The following is a 14,731-nucleotide window of genomic DNA, read 5'->3' as shown; positions in this document are numbered from 1 at the left end:
AATAGCTTAAGCATTGTACTTTTGCCACATCCATTATGTCCACATAATGCTATGGATTCTCCTTTGGCAAATTCATGTGAAATATTATTTATCACATACTTACCATCATATACCTTTGAGGCATTTTCAAGTGTAATTACTTTTTTGTTTAGACTCATAATTATTCTATGCCTTTAAATCATAATTATCTGGCTGCAACAAACATAAAAAATGCAAACTCTCATTTTTGGAGCTACGTTCTCATGCTGTTATGTTTACCAATTCAAACTCTTCACAAATAACCTTTGCCTCTTCACTAAAAGGCATATTAATCGTTTCAAGTTCGCTCTCTAAGAATTCCTTATGAACCTCACGCCAGTATTCGAGACTCCTATCGCCTTCGCCCTCTTTATATGCGTGCTCTGCAGTTACATCCTTAAAGGGACATATTGTAATCTTAGATGTGCGCACAATACAAACTGCATTATCCTTAGAATCGAGAATAATGCTATAATCTCCAGCCTTAGGAATTGGCTCATTTTCTGCAATACAAACGTCATAAGATGAACATGTTGCTGTTTTTGTCCCTTCACAAACAAGTGCTGCCAGTTTATCTGGCACATCAGTAAATGCCCACGCTTCATATTCTCCTGATAATCCTGATTGTTTCCATAATTGTTCTGCTGTCATTTTTAATCTCCTTACTTAAGCATACTTGCTAAACCGGCATTGCTCCCTAACAGTATCGCCTAAAAGAGTAATCGCCTTCTGCGGACATAAACTAATGCAACGATAACACATTGTGCATTGGCCTCCCGGTATGGCTTTCCCATTTTTTATCTCAATATTTCCCATTGGACATTCTCTGCTACACAATCCACATCCAATGCATTCATCGCTGATTTTTAGTTTATCGGTATATCCAATAGTTTTATGGTAAAACCAAAGTCGTTGTCCAAACAACCCCTTAACATGTGCAATAAATGATAGCCCTTCTTGGGGATAACTATCTTCTAAAATTTGTTCCGCAATTTGCTTTATTCGAGCATCGGCAGCTCTTACAATTGCCTTGTTTTCTTCAATACTCTTTTTTAACAGCTTGCTGTCGCAAACAGAGTCCGGCATTTTTATTTGTACTCCACCAAGTATTACTGCCCCGTATTTTTTTAGTAATCTGGCAACGCATCCGGTTCCATCACCACTAAACAGCCCCATTGTATTAAGGCAGAATACTTTTTTATCTTGCCAAATACTACTATTATTTTTTATAAAATCCCTTACCATCATGGGTGCATTAGAAAACTGTGTTGGATAGCCTAAAAAAATAGTATCCTCATTCTCCAATAATCCTTTTATCTGTGGATGCTCTAGCGGAACACACTGTGCCTCATTGTCTATTAATTTCACCAGCAACTCCACGCAGTGCTTTGTATTTCCGGTTCCACTCAAATATATTCCAATCATTTTTATCCCTTCTTAACTCCTACAAATCATTCGAATCTATTTCTATTCATTAACACAATTTTGATAGTTGAAAGTACAATACAATTGCCACTAATGCGCCTACTATAATGGTAATAATCCCCTGTTCTCCGCTGAGATATGGAACATTTGTGTTTGTACTCAGTGTCTGTAGATATGACTGATCAACCAAGTTGTGAGTGGCATGTAATATGATTGCTGGAATAACACTTCCACTGGTCTTTCTTGACCAGCAAAAGATAATTGTCAAAATCATTACTTCTATAAAGAAGCTAATTAGTCCATATATTATATTTACACTTGCCTGGTACTGTCCGCTAAGAATAATTGGCATGTGCCATACAGCCCATATACTACCATTTATCAGAATAGCTTTTGGGGTTCCATATAAACGGGCTAGGATCGGGAATGCATAGCCTCTCCATCCCAGCTCTTCTCCTGCTGCAGTCACCATACTAAGAATCAGCATTGGAATAAATGCTATAAAAAGGACGCATATTCCCGGAATATCAAATGCGATTCCATTAGTAATTCTATGCGCCAATTCATCAACGCCTATTGTCGGGTCCTTCAGAATTGCCCATGAAATCATATAAGAAGGTATAAGGTAAGCATTTGGAATCAGTATGGCCAACAACAAATAGCGGGGTTTAAACTTCTTAATGCCAAGTGCCTGCTGTTTAGGATAAAAGACTCTGCTACATATGATTCCGACAATTCCCGGGGACCACATGAGTATCAAAATAGTAGCCCTACATCCTGTAATTATTGTGATTCCTTCTACCACTGCACTTATCAGTAAGGTAATCACATAAAAAACAACAATACTTTTCTTGTCATTATTTGTTTCTATCATTAAAAACCTCTTTTACAAAATCATTCACGTCATCTGACATCTCTTTTGCCTTTGTCCAATGCATATAATGCGAAGCATCATATGTTATGACAGATTGAATATCTGGATTCGTTATATAGGTTTCATATAGACTCTTGCTTGTCTTGCCATCATCACGTTGCTCTTTATCTGCATCATTAGTCGTAAAGAACAAAATAGGCATTGAATCAGTGTATTTCAAATCAAATGTTGCTTTTATTTTATTATCCAGATCATTATATTGCTCAATAACGTTTTTATTAGCTTCTATTCTGGCTGAAATAATTCTCTGCTCTTGCAGATTCTCTTCACTATACAGATTTGAACTATTATCTGATACAAACTGATTCTCATCCATCATTTGTAGAAGTCTTGTAAGTCCCGTTATTCTCATCAAATCCATAGCCATCGGCATATCCGCAGGGACTTCTTCTCCAAAATAGGATAACATAGTTGGCATTGTGCAATCTATGCCAACTACAGCCTCAACATATTCCGGATACTTGTTTGCAAAATAAATACTATCAAGCCCATATACTGAGTGTGCCATAAATATATAAGGACCTTCTACGCCTGAAGCATCCAAGGCCTGTTTCAGTTCCTCACATTCATTTTCAATTGTTCTGGACTTATCAGTAATATCACTGTAACCATATCCAAATGGCTCATATGTAATAACTCGATTATTTTTTGCAAGCTCATCTGCCAAAGGCGCAAAATCATATATTGGAGAAGTAGTTCCAAGACCAGGAAGCAGCACAATTGTATGCTCCCCTTCTCCTTGAATTTGCATGCTAATTCTCTTTCCACCCACTTCAACAAAACTGAATTGAGATGGATGATTTTTTTCCTCATCAATACAAGTAACTCTGTGATATATAAAAAACAAAACGCAGATAAACAATATCACAGCAATTACAATGCCAATTACTTTTAATATTCTATTTATAATTTTTTTCACACTAATACTCCGTTATCAATTTTTATCCAGCAGGCCAAAATTCCTCAATAAACACTATCTCACCTGCCTCATTTCCTGTAACACGTAACTCACCCGTACCATGCCACGAGTCTGTACTCATCCCCCACTCTCTTTCAGCAAAATCGCCGTAATCAGACTTTATATCCTCTGATAGAAAAGTCTTAAAATCAACAGTGTCATATGAAATATTGTTATCACTGACAGACTTTATATATTTTATTTTTGCATCAGCTGCAAATATTACTTTTACCTGACCATCAATATCTTTGTACTCGTACTCCTTGTAATACCCCTCCTCGTCCGGATTTGAATCTGTGTATACAAAAATGTTTCCTTTGCTATCTTTGCAAGATTCATCAAAACAAATCACCAATGAATCCTCGTTCTTGGCTACATCAACAGAATCATAACAGCTATCTACAAAGAATTTTTTACCATCCTGAACCTGAACACATTTAAAATCACCCCATTCATAGGCCAGATGATCGATCTTTGGCAATTTGTTTCCAACTTCAATGCTTGAAAACACGTCGTCTGTGATTACGATTGGTATACCAACGTACGCAAAGTCAAATGTACCTGTAAAGCTACCATCTTCGTTTTCCTCAATAGTAGAAGTATCCCATTTAAAGTGGTAGTCACAATCAGGATCAATCTTTAGAAGACCGCCATCTAAAGTTGTAAACTTCTGAACATCATAGAGTTGATTTTCATTATCGGCGTTTCCGGCCCCTACATTTTCTTCAATTGTAACTTGCTCCGATTGAACAGTATTATCTGCCACACTTTCTATAGTGTCACTTGTCCTAAAAGTGTTTACAACAAGTAACACTCCGCCTGCCAGCAAAACAATGATTACGGCAATAATTGTAATTCTCTTCGTCATATATCTATTTCTCCCATAATAGTGTTAAAAAACTCTTGTTATAAGAATCTACAAAGCTATTAAAAGAATTTTCACTTTGCGCTTATGATGAAACCGATACTTCCGTAGCTACACCATTTTCTACCTCTATCGTTAAACCAAGCCCTGTGTCTTTCAAATCCTCCAGCCCACTAACATATTCTTCTGCTGTGTAGTGTTCATTATCCTCCGGACCTTTTAGCCATTTGAAGTCTGTGTTGTCATCAAAAACAAAGGTGTGCTCCATATCATCAGAAGTTTCAGCATTTTCATAATCATGTGTAGCTGAATAAGACATGCTTCCGCTGACTACAAGCTTATTTCCTTCTATTCGAACATTGTAGACAATACATGGCAAATTCCCCCACTCATCTTCTACTCCAATTCTATCTTTTCCATCACTGTAAAGTCCCCCATAATAGCAGCCATCTGCAACGGTATCATTACTTTCTGATGCCGCGCATCCAACTAGTGATAATGAAATGCAGCCCATAAGCAATAAATTTACTATTCTTTTCATTTCAACCTCCATAACTTATTTTCACGATTGATAATGTTAGCACCCAAATGTCAAATGTGTTTTTTTACACTTAATTGGTATTTCATTACACACGCTTTGTCGTTTGCTTTCAATAATTGGATTACTCAAAAAAAAGACAATCCTCCGTGAAGATTGCCTCTGTAAACATATTTATACTTTTTTACATTAATTCAAAATCATCCGCACTTTGAATGAATTATCGTTTGATTCATATTGAATGAACCCTCCCGTTTCTTCCACGAAAGACAGCACACTCTGGGTTCCGATGCCATGCCCAACTTCATTGGAGAATGGATATCCCTTTTCATTTAAAGGTACTTTTGAAACACATGAATTCTCAATTTCTAAAAGCAGCTGCTCTTTATATACCGCTTTGATATGGATAAAACGTTTGTCTTCAGGTACATTTTTGCAGGCATTGATGGCATTCTCAAGCAAATTAGCCATTACAATTCCAAGGTGTAGATCATCCATAGAAATAGTTGCTGGAATACTAATATTAGTCTCCACCGATATATTATTCTTTTCTGCGGCATTTACATAAAACATCAGTGCCACATTGATAGTGGTATTATCACAGTATCTTTTGATTGTCCCTGGCTCCTCAGCCAACTGCTCCGAAAGATATTTCTTTGCTTCGTCCACATTCCCATCCTGAAGCAATGTCATTAAAAGCGCTTCAAAATGTCTCCTGTCATGTCGCAGTTTTCTATCCTGCTTCACAAATTCTTCTGCAAGCAACAATCTCTCCTTCATTGTTTTTGCAGCCAGCTGATATAGCTGAGCATCAGCTTTTAGCTTGTACTCTTTTTCTTTTAAATCTGTGGCATCAGAAAGCACATATATATCACCAACTACACAATAATCGTTATGTAAAACATTTTTCTCTATAACGTATATACGATTATCGAAAGTGTACTCATTATCGCTAGTACTTGCCTCTGTCAGGGCCGATGGCAGATCTGCATTTGGCTTAACAATCTCAGGAAATATTTTCAATGCCAGCTTGTTGTAATACTTTACTTTGCCCACAGTATCCACAGCAATTATTCCATCTGTCAAACCATCTATAATATAGTCCTTTGCCATTTCTATAAGACTAAGCAGATTACACCTTACTATTGCAACATAAAGCAGTATAACCAGCACAATATTTCCTATAACAGATAGATCGAATACCCGAGAAATCGGAAGAATATGAGTGATTTGAATAATGTAAAAAATACTAAGTGATAGTATTGCCAAAGTCACAGTTCTAAAGCATTTCTTGGTAATTGGATTCTTCAATATCCTGTATGTTGAAAACAACATGTAAAAGCCAAAGATAATGTATAGCACTTGCATAAACATCAAAATATGATAAAAGATACCACAGCCATGTTTTAGAATAAGTATGCCATTCTCATATACAGATTCAACCCAAGTGTAATAAAGACAATGCTTTCCTACTGTTAAGACTGACATATAAATACTAGCATGCATAAAGAGCAGCACCTTTTTAGCTATTCTCGGAAAATTCACCTGGCATAATTCTACGGCAAACATAAAGAGTGTGTAAGCAATCCACACTCTTCCAGCATATGAAAACTTTACAGCTAAAACACGGGATTCTAACGAGGTCGATTGAATCCCCAACAAGTAGCCAATATTATTTACAAGCATGGCCACACAGCAAAAGAACAGATACTGGTGAAGCTTTGACTTCATATTCTTAAAAACTGTGTAGCATTCCAAAAATAAAATAATGATACTAATGTAAAGAATTGAAACGACGTAAGTTTGCATTATTTTTCCTTTGTCTTATTAAAGTCTATAATCCATATAAGCTGATGCTATTTCGTCATAACGATTTCTAGAAACAGGAATTATCTCCTTGTTACGAAGTTCTATTTCATATTTCACCAATTTATCTATGGCTGCTATATTTACAGTAATAGATTCATGGCATCGTAAAAACATGTCGGCAGGAAGTAACGCCTCGACATATTCTGCAAATCCGATTCGTAAGGTGGGGGTTGTAATTGTATCATTTGATAATAAATGGAATGTCACCTTGTGATTACTGCAATCAACATACATAATATCGCATATACGAATTGTAGCAAATCCGCCTTTGATTTTTACCGTAATCGATTGTTCATCCTCAGGTTCAATGTTAGAAATAGCCCTATTTAAAGATTGTTCCAGCTTATTTTTATCCACTGGCTTTAAAATATAATTAATAGGGCTAACATCATATGCCTCTAAAGCATAAGATTTTTCAGAAGTTGCAAAAATAATCTGGGCATTTTTTTGAGTCCAACGAACTTCTTTGGCTGCTTCTAAGCCAGTAAGCATGGGCATAACAATGTCTAAAATATAGATATTGGGATGAAAGGCTACACTCTCAGTTAGCATTAAATCTGGGTGCGTATACTTTCTCACATCTGCAACCAAATCATTTCTATTTATATAATCTTGAACAAACCCATATATTCTGTCGCAATCTACTATATCATCATCACAAACAGCTATACGCAACATTAGAAAAAGCCCCCTACTATTTATGTAAGCAAAATGGGAGCTGCCCGAATACAGACAGCTCTCAATAATAGTTATATATTATTTTCCTGATATAATCAATTCCCCTGCCATACCAAAAAGTTCATCTACAGTTAATGTTGTATCGAAGGTCGTAAGACAGTAGTGAACGCCATCCACATCAAATGAAAGATTTGTGATCATCTGAGTTTCTTCCTGATCTGAACCATAGCTAATGAAGAAATGGTCATCATTTTCCATCCTGTCAATAAGTTCCTGTGATACCTGTCCTTCCATGCTAGGCGGAAGGAAAAGATATTCATCCAGGCTGTATTTTACAGCAACATCACCGACCATCCTCGTTTCCATGGACGTGTCTTCATAGCTTCTTAAGGTGCTTACCGGCTCGGCATTCAAGTAGATATCAGCCATTCCGTCTTTTGTATATATGACGTCAACGCCTGAAGCATCGGCAAGATCAGCTCCTTCCTCGTTATAATCTGACACATCAATGATTTCGGCATTACTGAATCTAAAGCCGTTGCTGAACTTTTCAACCGTAAGGACATCCATGCTGATAGTCCTTTCAAGTTTTGCCATATCCTCATATGCTGTAATCTCACTGCCAATCCTGTTGTGGCTTTCAATGCTCGAAACAATGCTACTTCCTGCAAATACAGTAGTTCCAATGAGCATTACACATGCTGCTGCAACGATACCTGCTGTCTTAAAGCTGAAACTTGCCTTCATAATCTTTCCTCCACTGTTCTGTTCTGAATACTGCTCGCTTATCACGCGAAACATTTTTTCTTTAGCTTGTCCTGAGAAACAGAGTTCATTCATGGAGTGGTTATAAATCTCTTTTATCTGATCAATCATATACTTCACCTTCCTTTAGTAAAAAACGAGAATCCTTAGATAATGAGTCCTTGAGCCTTTTCCTGCCTCTTGATAGATAATTGGCAACTACGGTTTCTCTTTTTCCTAGAATCTGGGCAATTTCTTTGATGGTATACCCTTCGTAATAAAAGAGGTGGATGCTTATCCGGTAATTTGCCGGAAGCTTTTTAAGCTCTTCTGTAAGAACGGACACCGGTTCCTCCGGTACAGCCCTTTCCGGTAACGCATCTAGTCCTATCGCATTTCTGAAGAAAGCACTCTTTCTCAAATCCTTGCACGCATTGATTGTAGTCCTGATCATCCAGGCTTTTTCATGCTCGCGACTATCAAATCTTTGGTGGGCGGACAGGTATTTCAGTATTACATTCTGGCAGATGTCCTCTGCATCATATGTATGGCGAAGGTAACTATAACTGATTCTAAGTATCATGTCAGCGTATGTTTCCAGTATCCGCCTTGCTTCTTTTTCCTCCATGACAAAACTCCCTTTCTGTTTTTTAGAAGGCCTTCTAACTATAATACGATTCTAACCGCAGAAATATATCACCTGAAAAAAATTTTTTGAAAATGTAACCATGGCTTCACTACTTTTTGCGTAAAATAATAAAGCTGAACTTTTTATAGCTCAGCTTTTTTCATGCTTTGATTTCGTAGATACGTTTAATTTGCTTTCTTTCTTAGTCGTTAATTGTCGTTTGGCTTTCCGATATCCTCAATTAGACCGGTAACCAGATTCTGTAGTTCGTTTGCGCTCTTGTTGGTTATAACTGGTTTACCTGTTCTTTTTTCAACAGCAGCTCTAGCTTCTCCAGCTGCTGCACCACCTTCGTTTGCCACAATGCGGTTATCTTCAAAAGTCTCAGGTTTCTTCTCCTTTGAGATTTCTGCTGTAGTTGCCTCTGCAAGCATATTAAGCACCAGTTCCAAAGTCGACATATTATCCCTAAGATTCTCTTTCTTCAGGCCTTTGAGGTTCTTATATTGCCTTGTTGTCATCCCAGACCAGGCTTTTGTTATCTCATCTGTCAGGATTGCGTATTCTACGCCTTTTTTGACGCCACGTTTGTCCCACTCATCAGTAAGCTCTTTTCGCACCTGAATTGCCTGCAAACGTTGATTGATCCATTCTCTTGAATAACCTTTCTTAGCATACGTTTCAAGAGCACGCTCTATTGTCAACTCCGGATCTATTACTTCTTCCATCCTCTCACGCCCAACCTGAGCAAGCCATAATTTAAAAGGCTCAGCTTTTTTTGATGGGATGGACTGGATAATACGGAGCAGCTGTTCTGTACTGGCTACATCTGTTAATCTCTTTTTGCCATCCTGGGCTGTCATTTTCAACTGGTTACAATTTGTAACCAGTTCATTTCCTTCCTCTTTTATTCTCTTTTTCAGAACCTTCCAATAATTCCTGGCACCGTCTGTATCCGGCTGTTCTGTTAGTATTCGGACCACATCAACAACAGAGAAATACCATTCCTCCTCTTCTTCTACCCACGCTGTCCTAATCGGCTGATTTTCAAATAACTGTATTTTATCATTCCCCATTATTCTTATTCCTCATTGCTTGACATTTTGTTCGAATGAAACGCATTATATCATCTGGCATGTCAATTTTACCATCATGTTTAATTATATAATTCTCTCCTTCAAAATAGTATTCTGTTTTGGTTGACGGTTCATACCATACCAATAGATAGTCTGTTGTAGCACGTTCCTTTCCACGCATTCTAGTCAGAAACCCTGCCCCAGGCAGATCTAATACGTTTTGGGGAGGGAACTTCCTCCTGCATTTCTTAAAATGCTCAAATGGCTGGTCAAGTATTCTCAGCGCATCGTCTAATGGTATAAAAGGATTTGTCGGAGATATGTTAATCCGAATGAAATCTGTATACGCTTTCTCTTCATTTACATCCTTAATCTTTTCCATAATCTTTGATGTCTTGTTTATCAGATTCCGATACCTCTCTATTCCATAATTCGTATCGGAAGAAAAAGAGAGGTACTCATATTCCTTATATATCCTGGTGAGTTCTTCGGCTAGAGAAAGCACTTCTTCATTAGAAGTAAAGTATCTAAAAGCCTCCTGCATTTTGCGATTGATTAGAAAACTATATACTTCAATAGAGGTTTGCATTACTGTCAGATGCTCCTTCGATAAATATAAAGTAGCACATACTCCTTCTTCTGTAGTTTCGCAAAACACAGATAAATCACCATTGCTTCCTCGGATCATGGGTGTATCATAGTCTATCGTTATATCCCCCTCGGGGTTCTTATACCAAGACAACTCATATCTAAGTCGTTGCTGTATATCATATGCATTGATGGCCCTAATATCAGTTTTTTCACTCCATATTCCCAAAGAGCATGATGAATAATCGCCCATCAAAGAAGGAATCAGAATATTACGAATCTCCTGAAAAAGGCAATGTCTTCTCGAATCCTTGTTCCACCTAGAACCTGTATCATAAATATAAATATCATCAATCCGATCATATTGTCCTATCCAAATTCGGCTATACAAATCAAGCGCAGATATTACCATATTGCATTCTGCCTCCGTTAGAGTCAAAGCCAGAGTTGCTGGAAGTGCTGAAATTCTCTTTTCAATTTTATGGTCATAATCACTGTTTTTGTACATATTAATCCTCTCAATTATACACTGGTATATTGATAATACTTTATGCCATTGGCATAATCGATATCGCCTATTATTTTAGTTCTGTAAATCCTTTCCGTGAAATCACAAATTGTGATTTCACAGAATGCTGCTATATCTGCACTAAAAAAAGTCTTTAAATATACCGCCAAAAGCATTGCTCATATCCATCTGCACTCTATGCTTTCCTTTAGAATTTCGATAGATTTTAAAACCCATTCCTTTTATCACATCCAATAATTCCATGTACTTTTCAGAATCAGTCCAATACAATGTGTTCAGTCTGTTCTCCATATCTTTTATATTCGGTGCCATCGTTTGATTCCTCCTCATCCGCTCCATCAAAGCCTTCACTCCCTCCAATGTCAGAGGATTTGCTTTGGTATCAAAATTTATTCTATATACCATTGGTATGCGTTGATGGTATCATATTCCAATGGTATAATCAACAGATAACACCAAAATCAAATACTGTTTTCGAAGGAGTTTTCAGAAAGTATGAGTATTTCACTGAATATAAAAAGATTAAAAGAGTGCAGAGAAAAACTTGGGATCAGCAAGATGGAAGCAGCCAAAAGAATGCAGCTTTCTCAACCTGCTTATCTGAGGTACGAATCAGGCGCCAGAACACCTTCTATACAGACTTTAGAAGTAATTGCTCAAGTTTTGGATACTTCCAAAGAATACCTGATGAACCTTACCGATGATTCCAGCCCCATATCCTATACCATATCAAGAGCATCAGATCCGGAACTATTCGAAATCATCAAATTATGTCAAAATCCGGAAACTGAAACGAGAAAACGGTTAATTGCATACGCAAACAAAATAGCAGGAATAAGCTAAAAGAACAGACCTTGGAAAGGAGCCTCGTTAGTCCTTTTCAAGGTCTGTTACTTATGTTCTATTTAATTCTTTTAGGATAAAACAGTTTACCTCTTGGAGGATAATCTGCTTTGCCCTATGACACATATGTCACTCCAGCTCGCAAATACATTTTCTGAACTGTTTGAATGTATCTACTATACTTTTTAAGGTTTGTATTGTCATTTTATTGTCACGGATGACAATGCTATAGCTTCCTTGGTGGGTATCACTCACCCCAATAATCTATGCTTTCTTATGCTGCTTGCTGTAGTCTTCCATCTGTTTCCTCCGCTATTTTTCAGCGCTATGAACCAGGATAGAGCCATTATAAGTCTACTCCTATGCCTGCGTATGGAATGGCTTCCACCAGGCACTTTACGTAATCTTCCACGTCCTCCGGGTCCGGCTCCTCACCTTCCCTGGCGGCGCACTCAAACTCGTCCACAATGCCTTCGATCAGCACCATGTCGATAAAGAGCGGAAGCCTTTCCAACAGCTCCTCGGAAACCGTTGCCTCACTCCGGTAACCCTCTAAAATGGTCGCAAAATACTCTTCCTTCATGTAGGCCAGACGCTTCTCTCCGTCCGGCATCCACTGACACCAGCCAACGCCATGCGTCCAAAGATGTGCAAGGTCAAACATGTACCAGCAATAGATGCAATTGTCGAAATCAAAGGTCGTAATTGCGCCGTCACTGAAATCCACGTGATAATTCCCGTCGCTGAAATCAAAATGTACAAGGCCATAGCTCTCCGGATCCACGGGGAGCGTCCTGAACCTCTCCAGGCGATCCGCAATGGCCGCCTTCAGCTCCGCATAAGCATCAGGGATCACCTTATCGACATACTCCATGTTGTACTTGTCAAAATATTGTTGCCTTTGATGTGTTGGCCGATATTGCTTCGAGAGCCTGTGAATCGCTCCGATGGTCTTTCCCATGTTGTAAAACAGCTCGGAAAGCGGTGCCCCATCTCTGTAATGATATCCGTTTTCGCTGAGAAGGATTCCTTTAGCATACGCAAACAAAGATACAAAGCATTCCGCATCCCCTTCTGCTCCATCAGCAGCCTCGCTTAAACCGATCACCGAAGGTTTTACCTGCATGCGTTCCACGAGTTTTCCGCTCCTCGAAGGGATCACATCCGCGACGGATGCACCGTTTTTCGCAAGGTAATGCACGAATTCCGTCTCTGCCTCATATTCTTCCATCGTCCTGTCACCAAGCGCGGATATTCTTAATACGTATTTCTTTTCTTCCTTTTGTTTGCAGACATAGACGAGGTTTCTTCCGCCGTCATGTCCGCCCACTTGTTCAAACTCATAATTCTCTAAATCATAAATGGCTTTTGCCTTCTCTAAAACATTTGTCAATACGCATTCCTCCACGCTTTTTTCCAGGTAATTATGTTCCTCTCTGAAACTGCTTGCCGAAGTTGTTAAGATAGTAACTGTACTCCTTGTGGCTCACGAAAATAAAAGCCCAGTGTGCGTTCTTCTTTTCCTTTCTCAAAAAGGCAAGATATTCCTCTCCACAGAAACTTCTGAATCTGTGATCCTCGAACATAATGATCAAAGGTTTATCTGTATACGCATCCGATTCTTCTTTTGCCTCCGCACCTGGACCATCCTCTATAAGGCGAAGAGGGATTTTCACAAGTTCAGACAGGAAAAACTCTGATCCGTCAGGTGTATCCATACCTTCATTGTCCAGATATATCCTTACCCATTCTTCACCTATACCGGCATCCGAATACTGCTTTGCGGAGTATATGGTGGGCGAATACTCCGGGAGTTTTATCTTCTTACCGTACACTATTTTCTTGATCGATTCCGGAGAGAGAAAAAACTCCTCTGCCAGTTCCATAATACCGGCACCTGCGCCATACCTGCTGCAGATGAGAGCATTTCTCTTATTCAGTTTTTCACGATAACCAGATGCTTCTCCCCAGCCCTTTGATCTTTCGCGCATAGGTATATAGATGGCTTTTCCTTCTGCATACTTTTGCACTTCTCTCAAAAGGCTTGCGGGGAGAATATCCTTTGCATTTTCATATTTCATCTGTTCAGACCAGCCTGTTCATGCGTTCTTCCAGTTCATTTAAAGATGCGGTAATGGATTCGCAGGACTCAAGATCGTCTATGGATGCATGCCACATGAGTGTGTGTAGTCCCTTAAAATACGCCATGCATAAAAATCGTTCCTTAAAGTTCTTTATATCAATTTTCTTTTTCTGGACATACTCATATAGTTTTTCCGGAACCAGTAAATATGGCTTATTCAGATCAAGAATCGCAAAATCCATTATAAAGTCCATTATACCGGCACGGCCCCAGTCTGCGCAGTAGGTTTTTCCCGAATCATCCACGATCATGTTGACAAAAAAGGTATTGTTATTTGCAAGGAATCTCTGCCCTTCGCAGTAGGGTGCATACTGCATGATCTTTGCAAATATCTTATCGAAATAATCTTTCCTTAGGAATGTTGTTTCAAACATCTGCGTCCAGTTATGCCAGTAGCCTTCCTGATCCTCGTTAAAGGTCTCACGGACAAATTCCTCGAATGTGGCAAATGGGGCTTTGTTGTCTTCGTCAAATTCCCCGTATCCGGTTATGGAGGAAACATCCGTATCGGCGACCTCAAAGATCATTTCGAAAAACTTCTCATATCCTTTTTCAAATTCTTCAACGGAAAGCTCGTTTGCACATCTGCCCTTGGGACTCATCTCTATCCGGTCTCCGGTCAGGTTTTTTATAAAAATATCTCTGTTCATTTTTATCATCCTTTCGTATCTGCTTATTTCCTGTTACTTGTATCGGCACCTTACAAAAAGAATGATAACAGCCACCCCGGCAGCTTCATATAGAAAGAACGGTTATAACAAAACTTTACTCACCGCTTTATTGCTATCGCAGTAAACTCTCCAGGGAGTTTCTCATTTTCCCATGAAGGATGTTCATCAAAACGCTCCAAAGTAAATCCGCTCCCGATGATAGAATTGATGATCTCGCTGATGGT

18 protein-coding genes are annotated in these 14,731 nt (G+C 38.6%); 1 reads left to right on the top strand and 17 read right to left on the bottom strand.

Annotated features, from left to right (window positions below):
* The 14 genes from E7303_RS18190 to E7303_RS17010 all read right to left on the bottom strand — a co-directional run.
* A partial coding sequence (locus tag E7303_RS18190; RefSeq protein WP_442861656.1) for an ATP-binding cassette domain-containing protein occupies positions 1-158 on the bottom strand: 158 nt, incomplete at its 3' end.
* A gap of 82 nt (positions 159-240) precedes the next feature.
* Positions 241-669 (bottom strand): ASCH domain-containing protein, encoded by a 429-nt coding sequence (locus E7303_RS17070; RefSeq protein WP_292146639.1) that lies wholly within the window; start codon positions 667-669, stop codon positions 241-243.
* 15 nt (positions 670-684) lie between these two features.
* Positions 685-1,443 (bottom strand): EFR1 family ferrodoxin, encoded by a 759-nt coding sequence (locus E7303_RS17065; protein WP_292146638.1) that lies wholly within the window; start codon positions 1,441-1,443, stop codon positions 685-687.
* Between the two features lie 49 nt (positions 1,444-1,492).
* Positions 1,493-2,317 carry a CPBP family intramembrane glutamic endopeptidase gene (locus tag E7303_RS17060; RefSeq protein ID WP_292146636.1) on the bottom strand — a complete coding sequence of 275 codons (825 nt, stop codon included), beginning with the start codon at positions 2,315-2,317 and terminating at the stop codon, positions 1,493-1,495.
* Positions 2,301-3,128 (bottom strand): alpha/beta hydrolase, encoded by an 828-nt coding sequence (locus E7303_RS17055; RefSeq protein ID WP_292146633.1) that lies wholly within the window; start codon positions 3,126-3,128, stop codon positions 2,301-2,303. The genes E7303_RS17060 and E7303_RS17055 overlap by 17 nt, the downstream gene beginning before the upstream one ends.
* Before the next feature lie 190 nt (positions 3,129-3,318).
* The gene (locus E7303_RS17050; protein ID WP_292146631.1) at positions 3,319-4,203 is read right to left on the bottom strand and encodes a hypothetical protein; all 885 of its coding nucleotides are present in this window, start codon (positions 4,201-4,203) and stop codon (positions 3,319-3,321) included.
* Positions 4,204-4,285: 82 nt separating this feature from the next.
* Positions 4,286-4,741, bottom strand: a complete 456-nt coding sequence (locus tag E7303_RS17045; RefSeq protein WP_292146630.1) for a hypothetical protein — start codon at positions 4,739-4,741, stop codon at positions 4,286-4,288.
* A 186-nt stretch (positions 4,742-4,927) separates the two neighbouring features.
* Positions 4,928-6,547, bottom strand: coding sequence for a histidine kinase N-terminal 7TM domain-containing protein (locus E7303_RS17040; protein WP_292146627.1), 1,620 nt, complete (start codon positions 6,545-6,547; stop codon positions 4,928-4,930).
* Positions 6,548-6,565: 18 nt separating this feature from the next.
* Positions 6,566-7,285, bottom strand: a complete 720-nt coding sequence (locus E7303_RS17035) for a LytR/AlgR family response regulator transcription factor (RefSeq protein ID WP_292146626.1) — start codon at positions 7,283-7,285, stop codon at positions 6,566-6,568.
* Positions 7,286-7,363: 78 nt separating this feature from the next.
* Complete coding sequence (locus E7303_RS17030; protein ID WP_292146625.1) at positions 7,364-8,161, bottom strand: hypothetical protein; 798 nt, start codon at positions 8,159-8,161, stop codon at positions 7,364-7,366.
* Positions 8,154-8,657 carry an RNA polymerase sigma factor gene (locus E7303_RS17025; RefSeq protein WP_292146624.1) on the bottom strand — a complete coding sequence of 168 codons (504 nt, stop codon included), beginning with the start codon at positions 8,655-8,657 and terminating at the stop codon, positions 8,154-8,156. The genes E7303_RS17030 and E7303_RS17025 overlap by 8 nt, the downstream gene beginning before the upstream one ends.
* Positions 8,658-8,866: 209 nt before the next feature.
* Complete coding sequence (locus tag E7303_RS17020; protein WP_292146623.1) at positions 8,867-9,733, bottom strand: BRO-N domain-containing protein; 867 nt, start codon at positions 9,731-9,733, stop codon at positions 8,867-8,869.
* Positions 9,723-10,829 carry a hypothetical protein gene (locus E7303_RS17015; protein ID WP_292146622.1) on the bottom strand — a complete coding sequence of 369 codons (1,107 nt, stop codon included), beginning with the start codon at positions 10,827-10,829 and terminating at the stop codon, positions 9,723-9,725. The genes E7303_RS17020 and E7303_RS17015 overlap by 11 nt, the downstream gene beginning before the upstream one ends.
* 141 nt (positions 10,830-10,970) lie before the next feature.
* Entirely contained in the window at positions 10,971-11,162 is a 192-nt protein-coding gene (locus tag E7303_RS17010; RefSeq protein ID WP_292146621.1) for a hypothetical protein, read from the bottom strand.
* A gap of 183 nt (positions 11,163-11,345) precedes the next feature.
* Between E7303_RS17010 and E7303_RS17005 the strand changes: the two genes are divergently transcribed.
* Positions 11,346-11,693 carry a helix-turn-helix domain-containing protein gene (locus E7303_RS17005; RefSeq protein WP_292146620.1) on the top strand — a complete coding sequence of 116 codons (348 nt, stop codon included), beginning with the start codon at positions 11,346-11,348 and terminating at the stop codon, positions 11,691-11,693.
* Positions 11,694-12,039: 346 nt separating this feature from the next.
* Here E7303_RS17005 and E7303_RS17000 read toward each other — a convergent pair whose 3' ends face one another.
* The 3 genes from E7303_RS17000 to E7303_RS16990 are packed head-to-tail and all read right to left on the bottom strand — an operon-like array spanning position 12,040 to position 14,486.
* Positions 12,040-13,086 (bottom strand): phosphotransferase enzyme family protein, encoded by a 1,047-nt coding sequence (locus tag E7303_RS17000; protein ID WP_292146619.1) that lies wholly within the window; start codon positions 13,084-13,086, stop codon positions 12,040-12,042.
* A 31-nt stretch (positions 13,087-13,117) separates the two neighbouring features.
* Entirely contained in the window at positions 13,118-13,774 is a 657-nt protein-coding gene (locus tag E7303_RS18050) for a CD3324 family protein (protein WP_330601717.1), read from the bottom strand.
* A gap of 4 nt (positions 13,775-13,778) precedes the next feature.
* A complete protein-coding gene (locus E7303_RS16990; RefSeq protein WP_292146618.1) occupies positions 13,779-14,486 on the bottom strand; it encodes a hypothetical protein in 708 nt (235 codons plus the stop codon).
* Positions 14,487-14,731 lie beyond the last annotated feature (245 nt).

It is taken from the genome of Butyrivibrio sp., assembly GCF_015056685.1.
Taxonomy (GTDB): domain Bacteria; phylum Bacillota; class Clostridia; order Lachnospirales; family Lachnospiraceae; genus Butyrivibrio.
Note: the sequence above shows the minus strand (reverse complement) of the source record. Positions and strands in the feature narration are given on the sequence as shown.

Bases quoted from the DNA above. Each gene is read 5' to 3' on its own strand.
- E7303_RS17050 (WP_292146631.1), bottom strand. From the start codon at position 4,203: ATGACGAAGAGAATTACAATTATTGCCGTAATCATTGTTTTGCTGGCA.
- E7303_RS17055 (WP_292146633.1), bottom strand. From the start codon at position 3,128: ATGCAAATTCAAGGAGAAGGGGAGCATACAATTGTGCTGCTTCCTGGT.
- E7303_RS17030 (WP_292146625.1), bottom strand. From the start codon at position 8,161: ATGATTGATCAGATAAAAGAGATTTATAACCACTCCATGAATGAACTC.
- E7303_RS17015 (WP_292146622.1), bottom strand. From the start codon at position 10,829: ATGTACAAAAACAGTGATTATGACCATAAAATTGAAAAGAGAATTTCA.
- E7303_RS17065 (WP_292146638.1), bottom strand. From the start codon at position 1,443: ATGATTGGAATATATTTGAGTGGAACCGGAAATACAAAGCACTGCGTG.
- E7303_RS17070 (WP_292146639.1), bottom strand. From the start codon at position 669: ATGACAGCAGAACAATTATGGAAACAATCAGGATTATCAGGAGAATAT.
- E7303_RS17035 (WP_292146626.1), bottom strand. From the start codon at position 7,285: ATGTTGCGTATAGCTGTTTGTGATGATGATATAGTAGATTGCGACAGA.
- E7303_RS17005 (WP_292146620.1), top strand. From the start codon at position 11,346: ATGAGTATTTCACTGAATATAAAAAGATTAAAAGAGTGCAGAGAAAAA.
- E7303_RS18050 (WP_330601717.1), bottom strand. From the start codon at position 13,774: ATGAAATATGAAAATGCAAAGGATATTCTCCCCGCAAGCCTTTTGAGA.
- E7303_RS17025 (WP_292146624.1), bottom strand. From the start codon at position 8,657: ATGGAGGAAAAAGAAGCAAGGCGGATACTGGAAACATACGCTGACATG.
- E7303_RS17020 (WP_292146623.1), bottom strand. From the start codon at position 9,733: ATGGGGAATGATAAAATACAGTTATTTGAAAATCAGCCGATTAGGACA.
- E7303_RS16990 (WP_292146618.1), bottom strand. From the start codon at position 14,486: ATGAACAGAGATATTTTTATAAAAAACCTGACCGGAGACCGGATAGAG.
- E7303_RS17045 (WP_292146630.1), bottom strand. From the start codon at position 4,741: ATGAAAAGAATAGTAAATTTATTGCTTATGGGCTGCATTTCATTATCA.
- E7303_RS17040 (WP_292146627.1), bottom strand. From the start codon at position 6,547: ATGCAAACTTACGTCGTTTCAATTCTTTACATTAGTATCATTATTTTA.
- E7303_RS17060 (WP_292146636.1), bottom strand. From the start codon at position 2,317: ATGATAGAAACAAATAATGACAAGAAAAGTATTGTTGTTTTTTATGTG.
- E7303_RS17010 (WP_292146621.1), bottom strand. From the start codon at position 11,162: ATGGCACCGAATATAAAAGATATGGAGAACAGACTGAACACATTGTAT.